Origin of the sequence: Criibacterium bergeronii, from assembly GCF_001693775.2 — a bacterium.
Taxonomy (GTDB): domain Bacteria; phylum Bacillota; class Clostridia; order Peptostreptococcales; family Filifactoraceae; genus Peptoanaerobacter; species Peptoanaerobacter bergeronii.
The window spans coordinates 195,975-213,507 of record NZ_MBEW02000001.1; the positions used below are offsets into that span (position 1 = coordinate 195,975).

The window sequence follows — 17,533 nt, forward strand, 5'->3', positions numbered from 1 at the left end:
AAAGGAGGCGAAATGATAAAAACTGAAATTTACGAAGAATACTTGATGAACTCATACCCATCACCTTTTACATTGTTAGATGCTGGATTTATATTGAGATTTGGCGGTATAGAAAAGCTTACAAATTGTGTTTTCCCTCTTTATGAAAAAAACGATAAATTTTTGACGCAAAAAATTATCGAAATCGAAAATATTCTTGAAAGCTACGATTTACCGGTACTGTATAGGCTGACTTCCAGCGAAACGTATCAGCATCTAGACAGACAGCTTATATCTAGGAATTATGATAGAATTTCGTCCAGCGTGATGATGCGATGCTTACTCAAAGGCAGAAAAGACGAACTTTTTAGATTTGCTAATTTCAATGAAATTGGCATTTATACAGACCAAATGTCTGATGATTTACTTAGAGATTATTTTTACCTAAAGGATTTTGACCAACAAAGTGGAAATATTTTTACTAGCAGTATGGCTACAAACCCGTCAGAAAAATTTTTTCTAACTCTAATTGAAGAAAAAGCATTGATAGGTCAAGCCCTATGTGTAAAGCAGGATGATGTGGTTGTAATACTTGATATCGTAGTAAATCAAAAACGCAGAGGCAGTGGATACGCTACAAGACTTCTTTTAAGTGCTCTTACCTATGCCATAAGAATAAATGCACAAATAGTCTTAGCAGATGTACCAATAAAAAATGAGCCTGCATATTACACTTTTACTAATTCTAATATGTTTGAGCCTGTATATGAGGCTTATTACAGAAAAAAATAGATTTTTATGTTCACTAAAAGAACTTAAAATATACACTAAACTCATGAAAGGAGAGTATGATTTTTCATACTGACAAATATGAATTTTCAAGATATGATTTTAAAACTGCAAGCCTATTGGGCTAGCAAAGGTTGTGTCATGGTACAAGCCTATGACGAGCAAAAAGGTGCAGGTACTATGAACCCAAACACTTTTTTAAGAGCACTTGGCAAAGAGCCTTGGAGGGTTTGCTATGTAGAACCGTCAAGACGTCCAGCCGATGCAAGATACGGCGAAAACCCAAACAGACTTTATCAACATCACCAGTTTCAAGTAATACTTAAACCATCTCCAAATAATGTGCAGGAGCTTTACTTAAAATCTCTTGAACAAATTGGTATTAACCCACTTGAACACGATATAAGGTTCGTTGAAGACAACTGGGAAAACAGCACCTTCGGTGCATGGGGCTTAGGCTGGGAGGTATGGCTAGATGGTATGGAAATTACACAGTTTACATATTTCCAACAAGTTGGAGCTATAGATTGTGAAATAGAATCTGCCGAATTGACTTACGGACTAGAAAGAATCGCCCTATTTTTACAGAAAAAAGACAATGTATTTGATATAGATTATACCGACAAGATAAAATACGGTGACATATTTAAAAAAGCTGAATACGAACATTCAGTTTATTCCTTTGAGGAATCAGACACAGATATGCTTTTCAAATTATTTGATACATTTGAAAAAGAGGCTACCCGCTTAGCAGACGAAGGCTTAGTTATGCCTGCATATGACTATGTACTAAAAACTTCCCATACATTTAACCTACTTGATGCAAAAGGTGCAATCGGTGTGAGCCAAAGAGCCTCTTATATAGCTAGAGTTAGAAATATAGCCAAAAAAATTGCATCAGCCTATGTTGCTCAAAGAGAAGAAATGGGCTACCCTCTGATGGGAAAAATTGATACGGAGGTGGAATAGTCATGAAAAAAGATTTATTATTGGAATTAGGTACTGAAGAAATACCTGCAAGATTTATATCATATACAAAAAACGCAATGAAAAGTTTCTTAGAGAAAAATTTAAAAGAGCTTTTGATAGATTATGATGAAATCATTGTAAAAACTACTCCACGAAGATTTTCTATATTTATAAAAAATCTTGAAGATTCTCAACAGGAAAAAACAGAAACCCTAAAAGGACCATCTGCAAAAATAGCTTATGATGAAGCAGGTAAACCATCTAAAGCTCTTATGGGATTTTTAAACAGCAAGGGACTTACAGAATCTGATATAAAAATAGTTGACAACTACGTTACCGCTCAAAAGACCTACGAATCTAAAAAAACTGTTACCTACCTAAAAGAAATATTTGAAGAAATGATAGACTCTCTTTCTTTTGCAAAGCCAATGCGTTGGGGAGGAAACAAAATTAAATTTATTAGACCTATAAGGTGGATACTTTGCTTGTATGGTAGCGAAGTACCTGAGCTTGAAATGTTTGGACTAAAAGCAACAAACATCACAAAGGGTCATAGATTTTTAAGCCCTGCAAATATAGAAGTAACTGATATTTCCTCTTACGAAAAACAATTAGAGGACAACTTCGTAATCCTTGATGATGCAAAAAGAAAAGCGATGATAGAAAAAGGCATACATGATTTAGCAAGCTCTCTTGGTGCTAAGATTATACAAGACGATGAGCTAATGGATGAAATCAACTATATAGTAGAGTACCCTACTGCTTTATATGGTGATTTCAAAGAAGAATATTTAAAATTACCTAAAGAGGCAATCATTACACCAATGAAAGAGCACCAAAGATATTTCCCACTAGTAAAAGATGGAAAACTTATCAATAAATTTATAACAGTTAGAAACGGCGACTCTAACAAAATAGAAAACGTAAAAGAAGGCAACGAAAAAGTCCTTGATGCAAGGCTTGCCGATGCAAAATTCTTTTATGAACAAGATACTAAAAAGCCACTTGAATCTCACATAGAATCATTAAATACTATAGTTTATCACCAAAAACTTGGCACAATGCACGATAAGACTATGAGACTGGTAAACCTAGCTGCTCAATATGCCAAGCTTTCAGGAGCAGACGTAGAAAAATCAAAAAGAGCTGCCCTACTTTCCAAAGCAGATTTAACCACCTCCATGGTGTTTGAATTTACAGAGCTTCAAGGTGTAATGGGCAGATACTATGCTTTAAGTTCTAATGAAGATAAAGAAGTCGCAGATGCAATATTTGAGCATTATCTACCAAGATTTTCCGGTGAAGAAACTGCAAAATCGCCTGTAGGAGTTTGCGTGTCTTTAGCCGACAAATTTGACTCTATTTCAGGATTTTTTGCAGTAAATATCAAGCCTACCGGTTCTCAAGACCCTTATGCCCTTAGAAGAATGGCTATAGGTGCATTAAATACACTTATAAACTCAAAAATTTCAGTGCCATTAGAACAATTCGTCTCACTTGCACTTGAAAATTATTCAGGCAAAATAGAGTTTGACAAAGATAAAACAGAAACAGAAATCATGGATTTTATGAAACAAAGACTTAAAAATGCCCTATTAGAGCAAGGTCTAAACCATGATGTAATTAACAGCGTATTAGAATCTGATGAGTCCGTTGTATTTGACATTTACCAAAAAGCAAAAGTAATAGAAAACTTTGCTACAAGCTCTAATAAAGAAATATTAGACAGCTTTAACAGAGTTATAAATATTTCAAAAGACAACAAGAACGACGAAGTAAACGAAAGTTTATTTGCTGTTGATGAAGAAAAAAACTTCTACAGCACTTTAAAGACTGCAAAGGATAAATTGAGCGAAACTCTTAAAAAGAAGGATTTTGAAGGCTCGCTGAAAATTTTATCAGCTCTAAAAACACCTATTGACTTATATTTCGACACAGTAATGATAATGGATAAAGACGATAAAATTAAGCAAAACAGATTAAATACAGTAACATTTGCTAAAAATATGTTAAACGAAGTAGCAGATTTTTCAAAACTAAACCTGTAGGAGAATATTATGAAAAAAAACAAAATCGCATTAATTTTAGCGTTAAGTATTGGTCTTGGTATGTCATATGGTCCGGTGATTTCTTTTGCACAAATAGCGTCTTGGGCGAAACCATCTTACGACTATCTAAACTCTAAGAAAATTCTTCCGGTAAAGCTTAGAGATACTGATTTTTCTCAAAATATTACAAGACAAGAATTTACACAGCTTATAACTACATTTTTATTAGCAAACAAATCATACAACCTTGACGATTACTCAAAATCAATATATAAAGATGTCAATGACAAGTTTATAAACCTTGCCAGCTCTATAGGAATTACATCAGGATATACCGATGGTACTTTTAAGCCTGATTTAAGCATTACAAGAGCAGAGGCAGCAAGCATTGCATTTAGAGCAGAAAAAATTCTATCTCCAAATATATCCGGTACTACCCCTTCAGCCTTTAAAGACTATAAATTCATACAAGAATGGGCAGCTGATGCCGTAGGATATATGTCTACTAATAACATTATGTCCGGTTTCCCAGATGGTTCATTTAAGCCTTCAAATAACATCACTAGACAAGAGGCAATCGTACTTACAAAAAATTTAGCTAACAAAAAGTCAAGTACATCACTTACCAACATCTATGACTTTGTAAAAGACGATGAATATATGAAAAAAACAGAGTATGAATTCATATTCTCTAACCTGCCTAGTGGTATCAAGTTTAAGCAAGAACAGATTAAGCAAGCTGTTTTTGATACATTTAAGGAGGAAAGAGACACAATATATAAATCATTTACAGATGACGCGACTGCTAACCATTTCAACGCAAAAACATCACCTAACCTAGCTTTTGCTTATGACAGGTCTTACTATGTATTTGGTATAGAACAAAGAACTAACATCAACGGTAAAACAGAACAAAGAGTATTTATGAGCACTCTTGCAAAACAAGGCGAAACATTCACAATAGAAAAAGAAAAAGCTTATAGCTCTTGGTTTGTTATGCAATAAAAAGACAAAGCTGTAAAATAAAGTTTCATACTTTATTTTACAGCTTTATACTATTATCTATTTAAAAAATCATTATTTTTGAAAAGGCGCAGTTGTGTTTAACAGTGGGATTGCTAACGTGCGAGCATAGCGAACAAAAGTTCCCCGATGAAAATACAACTGCACTTTCAATTATCTTTTATTATTCACTCTAAATCCTATGAGATTAGGATTATTTTTTTGCAATATAATATACAATTTTTTCTAGCATAACCAAAAGAAATTATAAATTTTAAGACATTTTAATTAGAATTAAAATCATATTACTAATATACAATTCTTTATCCATAATTAATTAAAAAACTATTGACTATAACGTAGCGTGATAGCCTATAATTAGTTTTGTTAGGAGGTGACTAAAATGTATTTGATAAAGAAAGTCAGCTACATTAGTGGTGTATCGGTGCGCACTTTGCACCACTATGACGAAATTGGATTACTTTCTCCTCAAAAAAGTGAAAATGGGTATAGGTATTATTCTGACGAGGATTTATCTATATTACAAACAATACTTTTTTACAAATATCTTGGCTTTGGATTAAAAGAAATAAAATTATTGCTAAACAAAAAAGACGAAAGCCTTCTAATACATTTTAAGAAACAGCTCAAGCTTATGGAGCAAGAGCATGACAGATTACTAATGCTAATTGATACGTTAAAAAAGACAATTGACTCACAAGAAAGGGAAATAACTATGTCAATAGAACAAAAGTTTAAAGGCTTTGATTATGAATTTAATAAACAATATGAACAAGAAGCCATTGAAAAATATGGAAGAGATGTTATTGAAAAATCTAAGCTAAAGCAGAAAAATATGGAGCAGAAGATTACCGATGAATTTAACAAAATATTTTTCGCTTTTGCAGAAAACCTGAGCTTAGGAAAAGACCATGCAGCAAAAGAAAATATAGAATTAGCAAAACTATTGCATGAGCATTTATGGAAATATTCCTTTGACTGCACATTGGATATATTTTCAGCAATAGGCAAAGGCTATGTGCAAGATGAAAGATTTAAAGATAATATTGACAAATTTGGAAAAGGCACTGCTAAGTATGTATGTGACGCTATACAAGAATATGTAAGTCCTTTATTATAAAATCGATTTTATTGTTAATTTAAAAGTGCAAATATATTTTATAAAGTAGTATTAAAATATATACCACAAATAAAATATATTTGCACTAGATTTTTGGCTTTAATTAATAAATAATTTTTGCGTATTGGGGAAGTTAAGATTTTTTATTTTATTATATCTGTTCCCATATATGGTCTTAATACCTCCGGAACTGTTACTGAACCGTCCGGATTTTGATAGTTTTCTAGAATTGCGGCTACTGTTCTGCCTACTGCTAGTCCTGAGCCATTTAATGTATGAACGTATTCAGGTTTTGATGCTTTATCTCTCTTAAATCTGATGTTTGCACGTCTAGCTTGGAAATCTTCAAAGTTTGAGCAAGAAGATATTTCAACGTATTTGTTGTAGCTTGGCATCCATACTTCTATATCATATTTAAGTGCGGCTGTAAAGCCTAAGTCTCCTGAGCAAATTTTAACTACATGATAAGGTATTTTTAACAATCTTAGCATTTCTTCTGCATCATCAGTTAATGTTTCTAATTCTGCGTATGAATCTTCCGGCTTTGTAAATTTAACTAATTCTACCTTGTTAAATTGGTGTTGTCTAATTAGTCCTCTTGTGTCTCTACCTGCTGAGCCTGCTTCTGCTCTAAAGCAAGGAGTGTATGCACAATATTTTATAGTTAAATCGTCACCATTTAATACTTCGTCTCTAAATATATTAGTAACAGGTACTTCGGCTGTAGGTACTAGGAAGTAATCAAGTCCTTGAAGTTTGAACATATCTTCTTCAAATTTCGGCAATTGACCTGTGCCTATAAAACTTTGTCTGTTTGCTATAAATGGAGGCATAACTTCTGTGTAGCCTTGCTTGTCAGCGTGAACGTCCATAAAAAAGTTTATTACTGCTCTTTCAAGTCTGCATCCAAGTCCTTTGTATAAAGTAAATCTAGCTCCGGTAATTTTACCGGCTCTTTCAAAGTCAAGTATGTCAAGGTTTGTTCCTATGTCCCAGTGAGCTTTTGCGTCAAAATCAAATTTTGTAGGCTCCATGAATTTTCTGACTTCAATGTTATCTGCATCTGTAAGTCCTCTTGGTACAGATGGATTAGGCACGTTCGGTATTCTTAGCATTTTTTCATAAAGGTCATTTTTAGTCTTGTTTACAAGCTCGTCTAAGGATTTTATTCTATCTGATAAATCTTTTAGCTCGCTCATAAGCTCTGTAGTGTCTTTTCCTTCTTTTTTGTATGCAGGAATTTGTTTGCTCTTAGTATTTTGTTCATTTTTAAGAGCCTCTACTTCTTGTAATAATTCTATTCTTTTGTCGTCAAGCTCGATTACTTCGTCTAGGGAGAAGTCTTTTTCTCCTCTTTTATCCATTAATTTTAAGATTTCATCTTTTTCGGCTTTAATTCTTTTTATATCTAACATAGTTTTATCCCCGTATGATTTCTCATATGTCCCTTCTTAGAATAATAATTTACAAATTTACATTTCTTCTGGGGCAGACATATTAAATAATGCTAATGCTCCTTTTAATGCGTATGCAACGGCCTGTGTTAGGGCTAGATTGTCATTTTTCTTGTTCTCATCATCTGTAAGGATAGGTGTAGAGTGGTAGAATCTATTGAAGGCTTGAGATAAGTCAAGCATATATCTTCCAATGTGATGTGGTTCATATTTTTCTAATGCTCTTTGTAATACATCATCGTAAGATGCTAAGATTTTTACTATAGACATAGCATCAGGATTGCTGGAAAGAGATTCAAGCGTAGCTTTTGAAAAATCAGCTCCATTAGATTTTCTTAATACTGAGCAAGCCCTTGCATGAGTGTATTGTACATATGGACCAGTTTCCCCTTCAAATGAAAGTGTCTTTTCCATTGAGAACACATAGTCTTTCATACGAGAGTTTGATAGCTCTTGGAACAATACTGCACCAACACCGATTTGTACGGAAAGTTCATCTATATTTTTAAGATTTGGATTTTTTTCTTGGATTATTTCTTTTGTTTTTTCAATAGAGTTATTCAAAACATCTTCTAGGAATACAACTCTGCCTTTTCTAGTAGCAATTGTACCACTGGCAAGTGATACCATACCAAACTGGACGTGCACAATTTCTCTTGAGCCATCTTCTCTAGTGCCACGACCTAGTCTTGTCATGATTTCTTTAAGCTGTTTGAAATGTAGTGCTTGCTGAGAGGCTACTACATATAGACATTTGTAATAATCGTAAGTATCTTGTCTATATTTTGCTGCTGCAATATCACGAGTGATATAAAGCGTTGAACCGTCAGACTTGATTATAGGAGCAACACCTAGACCTACATCTTCCATGTCAACAACTTGAGCGCCTCTTGATTCTACTAGAAGATTTTTTGCTTTTAAATCCTCTACAGCTGCCGGCATTTTATCTCCGTAGAAACTTTCACCTGCCCATGAATCAAAATCTACTCCTAATAATTTATAAACCTTGTTAAATTCATTTAGAGATTCCTCTCTAAATATTTCCCAAAGTCTGTATGCCTCTTTGTCACCATCTTCCAATTTTTTAAATTCAGCTCTTGCTTGGTCCTCAAGTGATGGGTCTTTTTCAGCCTCTTCGTGGAATTTGATATAAAGAGCTAGAAGAGTTTTTATAGGCTCTTTTTTAAGCTCCTCTTCATTTCCCCAGTTCCTGTAAGCAACAATTAACTTTCCAAACTGAGTACCATAGTCGCCCAAGTGATTTATAGCTACTGTCTTATAACCCATAAATTTGTATAAGTTAAATAAGCACTGTCCTATAACGGTAGTCCTTATATGACCTATATGGAATGGTTTTGCTATGTTTGGGGAAGAATATTCAACGATTACAGTCTTGTCGTTTGGCTCACCCTTCATGTAGTTTTCTTTTTCTGTAAGCACTCTTTGTAATGTCTGCTTAACAATTACGTTATTTTCTATGAAGAAATTCAAGTATCCAGAAAGCTGTTTGATTTCTGAAATAAATTCAGGCTTGTTGATTTTTTCTGCAAGCTCTGTAGCTATTGCTTGAGGAGCTTTTTTGTATAGCTTACTCAATTTAAAGCAAGGAAATGCAAAGTCACCCATAGCTTTGTCAGGGGGCGTTTCAAGTAGAGATTCTATCTCGCTTTTTTCAAGCTCTTTTATGTTTTCGGATAAAAGAGAGGCAATTTCATGTTTAAAATCCATCATTATCTCCAAAATTAAAAATTATATATTTTTGTAACATAGAAAAAAATATATAAAAATTTTTATAATCTATATACAAAAAATATACGTCAAAATTGTTTAAAAGCTAATTAAAAGTTGACAATTATTATAGCACATACATATTTTAAAGTCAAAAAAATATGCGAATTAACAAAAAATATTTGCAAGAAATTCTACTATAAGGGGTAAATAAAAAATAGATTTTTATATGCTTTTTATAAAATTTTTCTTGACATTTTACTATTATGTTATATAATATATTACGAAGAACCTTATCAGGAGAGGTGGAGGGAAAGGCCCTACGAAACCCGGCAACCGACTTTGTAAAAAGCAAAGCACGGTGCTAATTCCTACAAGTAACTGCTTGAGAGATGAGGAAACAAAGCTGATTATTCGCCTCGTTTCCTAACGAGGCTTTTTATTTTGCAAAAATTTCTTGTATCTCGAGACTTTAAAATTATTTATATTATTTTTGGAGGGGAAAATGAGAAAATTATTTACATCTGAGTCAGTAACAGAAGGACATCCGGATAAAATTTGCGACCAAATATCTGATGCAATCTTAGACGAGGCACTAAAACAAGACCCAAATTCTAGAGTTGCTTGCGAAACTATAGCAACTACAGGACTGGTAACCGTTTTTGGCGAAATAACTACAGATGCATATATAGACATACAAAAAACAGTTAGAGAGACAATAAGAAAAATAGGCTATGACAGAGCTAAATACGGGTTTGACTGTGATACTTGTGCAGTAGTAAATGCAATTGACGAGCAATCAGCAGATATTGCACTTGGTGTAGACAGTTCACTAGAAAATAAGGCAGGAAATAAAGAGGAGGTAATCGGTGCAGGGGACCAAGGCATGATGTTTGGATTTGCTTGTGATGAAACCAAGGAGCTAATGCCGCTACCTATATCACTTGCTCAAAAATTAGCATTCAGACTAAGTGAAGTTAGGAAACAAAAACTAGTAGATTATCTAAGGCCTGACGGTAAAACTCAAGTTACTGTAGAATATGATGAAGCAGGAAATGTAAAAAGAGTTGACACAATAGTAATTTCTACACAACACGATGAAAAGGTTACAAGAGAGCAAATAGAAAAAGATATGAAAGAATTAGTGGTAAAACCTGTAGTTGATGCGAAACTAATTGACAATGATACAAAATACTTTATAAACCCAACAGGTAGATTTGTAATAGGTGGACCTCATGGAGACTCAGGGCTTACCGGCAGAAAAATAATCGTAGACACTTATGGTGGCTATGCAAGACATGGTGGCGGAGCATTCTCAGGAAAAGATGCCACAAAAGTAGACAGGTCTGCAGCATACGCAGCAAGATGGATTGCTAAAAACGTAGTAGCAGCAGGACTAGCAAAGAAATGTGAAATCCAATTGGCATACGCAATCGGTGTGGCAAATCCTGTATCAGTATTAGTAGATACATTTGGTACTGCTACAGTAGACGAGGCAAAAATCCAAAATGCAATTAAAAAGACATTTGACCTTACACCCGGCGGAATTATCAAGAGATTAGAGCTAAGAAGACCGATATTCTCAAAAACTGCAGCATACGGTCACTTCGGTAGGGAAGATGCAGACTTTACTTGGGAAAAGACAGATATGATTGATGAGCTTAAAAAGAATATGGAATAGGTATATTGATGTGTATTTAGACTAAATAATTCTTAGCAATATAACATCAGCTAAGCCCCATTTCCCAAAGAAAGAAAAAATTAAATTACAAAAATACTATACGAAAAAACTAGGCTGTAAATTCATTACGCCTAGTTTTTTGTATTATATTTAGTTTCAAGCAGACAAAAAATATTTTGCGTTATTTAAAAAGTAAGCGATGCAAAATTTCAAGATGTGATTAATAAATTAAATCAATAGACCTAAAAATATATAAGTATACAAATTTTTGTTAAAAGAAAAACTAGGGCAAACTTCATATTTCTTTGAAATTTTAATACAGCAAATAATTAAAAAATTTGATAAAATTTGTAATAAATTATAGCTTTTAAAATGTAAGTCCGTATGATATAATGAACCAAAAGAACTATAAAATTATTATGAGTTGGCGTGGTGGTATTATGCGTAAAACAAAAATAATGACATTTTTCGTTCTAATCAGTATATTGTTTGGGAGTTTTTTGGATAGCAACTCCTTTGCTGAAAGCAGAAATCAAAAAATAAGAGTAGGCTGGTTTGATGCACCTGCATTACACGCAGAGGATGAGGATGGCAGTAAGCAAGGCTACGACTATGATTATTTAGAGGCTATCAGACAATACACAAATTGGGAATATGAATTTGTAAAGGGTTCATTTTCAGATTGCTATCAGTGGCTTGCAGATGGGAAAATAGATATCGTGGGTATAGTCAACAAAAACCCTGAAAGAGAAAAGGTCTTTGCTTTTTCAGATATACCTCAAGGCACTGAATATTGTAATTTACTAACTCTAAATAAAAACGATAAATATCCATATCAGGACTACAAAAGCTTTGACGGTATGAAAATAGGTATAGAAGATGGTACATTCCAGCTTTCACTACTTGAAAATTTTGCAAAAGAAAACGGATTTACATTCAAGAAGAAAATATTTCCGGTGATGTCTGATGCAGCAAAAGCTCTTGAAAAAGGTGAAATAGATGCAATGCTGGCAAGCAATACGGATGCAGTGTCGGCATATATGTCAAAAAATGGCAATTATAAAAAGATTGCACAATTTTCTCCAACGTCATTTTATTTTGCCGTGACAAAGGGAAATACAGAGCTATTGAAAGAATTAAACAGAGCAATGATGGACTTGTATGTTTACAATCCGACATTTTCAAATGACTTATATTTCAAATATTATGGAGCGTATTATTCTGAAGAGCTTACATTTACAGATGCAGAAAAAGAATTTATAAAATCAAACCCTAGAGTATATATAATGTATGATAAAAACTGGCCACCTATAGAATACTACGACAAGAGAAATGAGACATTTAAGGGGATAACTCCGTCTACAATTGCATTGATAAACGAAATCTCCGGATTGGATATAGTGCCACTGGATTTTCAAAACAGCGTGGAAGTATTAAAAGAATTTCAAGCTGGAAAGACAAAAAATTCAATAACAGTGCTAACCTACGATTATAGCTGGGCAAATAAAAACAAAGTATCTGTCACACAGCCATTTGCAACTACGACCATAGTCAACGTGACAAAAGACAGGAAAAAAGTTCAAAAAAAGGTATCGCTTGTAAAAGTTGACTACATAACTGAAATGGTAAAAAAACACTTTCCAAATTTGCAACCGGTATACTATGATAACGTAGCACAGTGTCTACAGGCTGTTATAGATGGCAAAGTCGATTGCACATACATAAACGGCTTTCAATCAGAATACTATATGTCAAAGCCTAGATACAAAGAATTGTATTATCACACAATAGACAGCTTTAATCAGCCACTTTGCATTGGCGTATCAGAAAATGCAGATAAAGAACTTTTTTCTATACTGAGCAAATCCTTAGCCAGTATATCAAAAGAAAACCTAAACACAATCTTATTTAGAAATTCAAATAAAGAAACTGAGCTTACGCTGTATTACCTAATACAGATGCACCCTACAAAAGCAATAATTTGTGCAGGCATAATATTTACAATTTTACTAATCATAGGCTATAAGTTGACCCAAAAGGAAATAAAAAATAAAAATATGTTACTTTTGCAGTACAACAGGTACAACGAGCTTATGGACATGGTAGGAGATATCTTCTTTGAATATGAATATTGTAAAGAAAATATACAGTTTAAAAACCTACCGGACTATTTGGACGCCAGTAAATTAGCCAATAAAAATTGCAAACATGAAAAAAATAATACTTGCATATTTTACTACCTAAATCAGGGCAAAGATACGCAAGTAGACATGTATGTGCCATGTAGTGATGGCGAAAAACGCTGGTTTGAGCTGGACATAAAGGTGATAAAGGACGAGGACGGCAAGAACAGATATGCCATAGGTAAGCTGAAAAATATAGACAAGGACAAAAAAGAAAAACATCAGCTAATAGAAAATGCAACAAAGGATTTGATGACAGGACTATTAAATCAAGCATCGTTTAAGCAGATGACAATGACAGTCATTTCAAAACCCGGAACATTCATAATCATGGATATAGATAATTTTAAATATATCAACGACAATTTTGGACACGATGTAGGTGACGAGGTAATAAAACAAGTAGCTCAAATTATCAAAGAGTCATGCAGACAATACGATGTGTCAGGAAGAATTGGCGGGGACGAATTTGGACTATTCTTACTAGAGATAACTGACCAAGGACAGATAGAAAAAATTTGCGAAAGAATAAATGCAAAAGTATCAGCTATAAAGCTTGAGGATAACTTTAAAAAAGTCACTATGAGCATGGGAGCAACTATAACTACAGGAAACCAATCATATGAGGACGTGTTTAGATTTGCAGACCAACAGCTCTACAGCGTCAAAAAAAATGGCAAGGCAAGTCATCGCATAGCAAAAATTTAGTTCAGCAAATAAATTTTTAAAAATTTAATAAGTTTTTTACTTTACTGAGTTATTGAAATCTCAATTAAAGCTTCTAGTCTTTTTCTTGTATAAGTTAGAGGATTTTAAAACGGATAAAATCTCAAACGTTTTTAAACATTTATTAACTGATGCCGAAATTTGTTAAAAATTTTGTGTAGCTTGTATTATACAATAGTTCATAGCATGAACCTAAGGTTTTTATAGTTTATTGTAACGAATTAATTATATTAAAACCAAAGAGTTCATGCTATTTTTATTTTTGCTAAACCTCAACCTTTTAATCACTTATTGATAGGTTATCCATATTAAAAATCTCAATGTTTGAAAAAGTGAGGTTGTGTTTGACGTGCGGGATTGCTAACGCTGTAAAGTAGAGAATAAAAGTGCCAAAAGAAAAATACAATATCACCTTCAATTAAGTTTTATCATCAAGTGTGTTTTAATCGCATCAAGAGACTTATCGCTAATCACGTGCTCCATTTTACAAGCATCTTTTGTAGCAGTTTGTTCATCCACACCAATAGACATCAGCATTTGTGCCAGCACTGTGTGTTTTTCAAATATATTTTTAGCCTTATTATCGCCTTTTTCAGACAGCGTAATATATCCGTTTGCATCGATATTTATAAACTCCTCTTTTTTTAAAATCCCCATAGCTCTACTAACGCTAGCTTTTGAGTACTTCATATACTCTGCTATGTCGACAGAACGCACAATTGGATTTTTTCTAGACAGAATTAATATAGTTTCTAAATACATTTCACCTGATTCATTCATAAAGCATTTCACCTTTCAAAATAGTAAATTATTTCTTAATGTTTTATCACATATAATAACAAAAATCAAATTATAAATTACAATCATAAATATGATTAAAATTTATATAATAAATAAAGTCAGCGTCATTAGTGATGTTTCGATATCTAATTCGCATCACTATGACTAAAGTTAGATTACTTTACCCTCACTCAATAAAAAGTTGTAAAAGTCCTTTACAATTATGTTAATTTGTAATATAATAGTTCAGCGTGGCTGCTAGTACGTAAAGAAAATACGTTTAATTAAAGGAGGACCTACTGTGGCTAGAACCAGAGGACCTAGATTCAAAGTATCAAGAAGTTTTGGAGTAAATGTTTGTGGTCATCCAAAGGCTCTAAAAAGAGGAGCTAAACCACTTAGAAAAATTTCAGAATACGGCAAACAATTAAGAGAAAAACAAAAACTTAAAGCTTACTACGGCGTGCTTGAAAAACAATTTGCAAGATACGTTGAAAAAGCTCTAAAAGCTAAAGAAAATCCAGGTGAAAAGCTAATCCTTAGACTAGAAATGAGATTAGACAACATCGTATACCGTCTTGGTTTTGCAAACTCTATCAGACAAGCAAGACAGATGGTAAATCATGGGCATTTTCTTGTAAACGGCAATAAAATAGATATCCCATCTTACGAATTACAAGTTGGCGATTCTATCACATTAAGAGAAAAATCTAGAAGCACTCAGTTATTCAAAGATAACTTTGCTGCAAGCAACATAGTTGCTCCATACCTAGAAAAAAATATCGATGGATACACAGGTAAAGTTGCTACTCTACCTCAAAGAGAAGATATTCCTATCGAAATCACAGAATCACTTATCGTTGAGTACTACTCAAAATAAGCCAAAACAAAATCAAAGACCTGCTTGGGAGATTTTATCTTCTTTGCAGGTCTTTTTTATTGGTTCTTTGTCAACTGTTGGGGGATAGAAATTTTATATTTCTGTCCCTCACTTGTTTTTAGGCACTTTTTTATTGTGTCCTTTTTTATTTTGTTTTTTGAGCTTTTTTGCTAGTTTTGGTTCTATAATATCTGTTTTTTTTTGGGGGGGAACCCTCAACAGATATTATAGAACCTTATTTATCTTATAAAAAATTATATGATTTTACTATTTACTACATTAGCTAATTATTTCTATGCAAATTACATTCTTTCATCGTTTTTTTATTTGCATACATTAAATTATCAGCCAAAACTATAACCTTCATCAAATCATCTGATTCGCTACCGGAATAATAGGCATAACCCAAGGCAAAAGACGGCGAGTATTCTCCTCCAATCTTTTTACCGGTTTTACGCATTTCTTCTATGATTTTATCCATATCAGTTTCCTTAGGAATGTATAAAAAAGCCATGAATTCATCTCCGCCGGTTCTAAAGAGATCAGCGTCTTTTGGAAAAGAAATTTTTAAAAGTTCTGCAAAATTTTTAATCAATGTGTCGCCTGCCATATGTCCAAAGTTATCGTTCATCTTTTTCAAGTCATTTAAATCCATAGATAGCACCCAAAAAGCATTATCTCTATTAGTCTCAAGAGTCTCTTCATAAGCAGTTCTACTTCCTAATTTTGTTAGAGGATCAGATAAAGCCATTTTTTTGTATATATCTTTTTCCACACTTTTTTGTTGGACAGATAAGAAGCTTCTACTGTTGGAAAAAAGTTCTAAGGCTAGGAATATATATAAAAGTAGAGTTAAATCCCTTGTGCCAATAAAGTACTCTGTAAAAAAAGCACTAAAACTAGCAATAAATGACATACCTATCATAAGTATAGTTGATGGAACTACCTCTTTCTTTTTCGGATAATCTTCAGATTTTGTAGTGAAATAAATTATCATAACTACGAGAGCTTCCACTATCATAAGTAAAAGCGCACCCTTTAAGTAAAATCTAAATTCTTTATATCCGAGTATAACCGACCATATCATAATTAATAAATAAAAAATCGTGAAATAGAAGAATACATCTATAATGATATTTTTTCTTGGCGAAAATTTTCCACGAACAAATGAAAATAGCAGGATTGGCAACAACATAAGTGTAGTATAATCAATCACATGAAAAATTAACCTACTTCTTGGAAAGAAAAGCTGAATTGAAAAAATCTGCGGGAGTAAGTAAAATGCTAAAATAAAAGTTATAGAACCTAACCTGAAAAAACTTTTTCTGGTATATTCAATCTTACTCAAAATAGCAAGCATAAAACTTATTACTGCAATTATAAATAAGATTAAGTCAAAAATAGAAAGTGACATGTCTTTCCCTTTAAACAAAGTCATAGCTATTTTTAACGGGGAACCGACATACATTTTTTCAAAATTGTAAACATCAATATTTTTATCTTTCAATATCGGAGTAAAATCTATTGTAATATATGAAGTATCTCTATCTTCTGGCAGGTCAATTAGATTTAAAGACCATCCACCTGCTTTTATGTTGGAAAAATTTGATTCATTAAATTGATAGATAACCCTATCATTATCAAGATTCTTATCCATAACAGATACATCAAATTTTAAAAATGTAGTGAATAAAGAAAAACACTTTCTTTCTTCCACCGGCACCTTTGATAAATCTATTATCATTTTAAATTCATCAGTAGTGTATACATTTCCCGGCAGACGGATTTTCTTTTGAGTTGCATTTTTATATATAACTGTAACTTCATCTATCGCCTCTGCCTTGTCTGTATAAGGTTCTAAGGACGGAATTTTTTGCGGGGAATTATACACCATAGCACTTAGTATTAAAATACTAAAGGCTAGAAATAAAAGCACTGGATTTTTTAAATTTAGTTTCTTTATCATCTTAATTTCCTAAACTTTTATAATTAATTATAAACCAAAACTTCAAAGATGATAATCAATTAATAGTCTACAATAAAGCGAAACAATCCGGATTTGTTTATAGAAATAAATTAAAACTTCTGAACTGTCTCATAAGTTTGATTACAGCTTTCTTAATGAACAACCGATAGTGAAATGCTTTCTCATGTCATCATGGGTGACAATGTG

The 17,533-nt window shown here is 32.9% G+C and carries 12 protein-coding genes and 1 riboswitch; of the genes, 8 read left to right on the forward strand and 4 right to left on the reverse strand.

Annotated elements, in window-relative coordinates; translation table 11 throughout:
* Positions 1 to 12 precede the first annotated feature (12 nt).
* From BBG48_RS00975 to BBG48_RS00995, 5 genes are all read left to right on the forward strand, one after another.
* Positions 13 to 771, forward strand: a complete 759-nt coding sequence (locus BBG48_RS00975; protein ID WP_068911721.1) for a GNAT family N-acetyltransferase — start codon at positions 13 to 15, stop codon at positions 769 to 771.
* A gap of 78 nt (positions 772 to 849) precedes the next feature.
* Entirely contained in the window at positions 850 to 1,737 is an 888-nt protein-coding gene (glyQ, locus tag BBG48_RS00980; protein WP_068911723.1) for a glycine--tRNA ligase subunit alpha, read from the forward strand.
* A gap of 2 nt (positions 1,738 to 1,739) precedes the next feature.
* Positions 1,740 to 3,785, forward strand: coding sequence for a glycine--tRNA ligase subunit beta (gene glyS / locus BBG48_RS00985; RefSeq protein ID WP_068911725.1), 2,046 nt, complete (start codon positions 1,740 to 1,742; stop codon positions 3,783 to 3,785).
* A 9-nt stretch (positions 3,786 to 3,794) separates the two neighbouring features.
* Complete coding sequence (locus BBG48_RS00990) at positions 3,795 to 4,790, forward strand: S-layer homology domain-containing protein (RefSeq protein ID WP_068911726.1); 996 nt, start codon at positions 3,795 to 3,797, stop codon at positions 4,788 to 4,790.
* 400 nt (positions 4,791 to 5,190) lie between these two features.
* On the forward strand, positions 5,191 to 5,928 hold the full coding sequence (locus tag BBG48_RS00995; protein ID WP_068911728.1) for a MerR family transcriptional regulator: 738 nt from the start codon (positions 5,191 to 5,193) through the stop codon (positions 5,926 to 5,928).
* A gap of 143 nt (positions 5,929 to 6,071) precedes the next feature.
* Here BBG48_RS00995 and serS read toward each other — a convergent pair whose 3' ends face one another.
* Positions 6,072 to 7,343 (reverse strand): serine--tRNA ligase, encoded by a 1,272-nt coding sequence (serS, locus tag BBG48_RS01000; RefSeq protein WP_068911730.1) that lies wholly within the window; start codon positions 7,341 to 7,343, stop codon positions 6,072 to 6,074.
* Between the two features lie 57 nt (positions 7,344 to 7,400).
* Positions 7,401 to 9,110 (reverse strand): arginine--tRNA ligase, encoded by a 1,710-nt coding sequence (gene argS, locus BBG48_RS01005; protein ID WP_094754336.1) that lies wholly within the window; start codon positions 9,108 to 9,110, stop codon positions 7,401 to 7,403.
* 290 nt (positions 9,111 to 9,400) lie between these two features.
* Positions 9,401 to 9,509: riboswitch (SAM riboswitch) on the forward strand.
* 106 nt (positions 9,510 to 9,615) lie between these two features.
* Between argS and metK the strand changes: the two genes are divergently transcribed.
* Both metK and BBG48_RS01015 read left to right on the forward strand, forming a co-directional pair.
* On the forward strand, positions 9,616 to 10,791 hold the full coding sequence (gene metK / locus BBG48_RS01010) for a methionine adenosyltransferase (protein WP_068911733.1): 1,176 nt from the start codon (positions 9,616 to 9,618) through the stop codon (positions 10,789 to 10,791).
* 440 nt (positions 10,792 to 11,231) lie between these two features.
* A complete protein-coding gene (locus BBG48_RS01015; protein ID WP_068911735.1) occupies positions 11,232 to 13,682 on the forward strand; it encodes a diguanylate cyclase domain-containing protein in 2,451 nt (816 codons plus the stop codon).
* A 432-nt stretch (positions 13,683 to 14,114) separates the two neighbouring features.
* On the opposite strand, the gene BBG48_RS01020 is transcribed toward BBG48_RS01015, so the two are convergent.
* The gene (locus BBG48_RS01020) at positions 14,115 to 14,480 is read right to left on the reverse strand and encodes a metal-dependent transcriptional regulator (protein ID WP_068911737.1); all 366 of its coding nucleotides are present in this window, start codon (positions 14,478 to 14,480) and stop codon (positions 14,115 to 14,117) included.
* A gap of 301 nt (positions 14,481 to 14,781) precedes the next feature.
* On the opposite strand from BBG48_RS01020, the gene rpsD reads away from it, so the two are divergent.
* Positions 14,782 to 15,360 (forward strand): 30S ribosomal protein S4, encoded by a 579-nt coding sequence (gene rpsD / locus BBG48_RS01025; RefSeq protein ID WP_068911739.1) that lies wholly within the window; start codon positions 14,782 to 14,784, stop codon positions 15,358 to 15,360.
* 283 nt (positions 15,361 to 15,643) lie between these two features.
* Here rpsD and BBG48_RS01030 read toward each other — a convergent pair whose 3' ends face one another.
* Positions 15,644 to 17,326, reverse strand: a complete 1,683-nt coding sequence (locus BBG48_RS01030; RefSeq protein ID WP_068911741.1) for a GGDEF domain-containing protein — start codon at positions 17,324 to 17,326, stop codon at positions 15,644 to 15,646.
* Between the last annotated feature and the right edge of the window lie 207 nt (positions 17,327 to 17,533).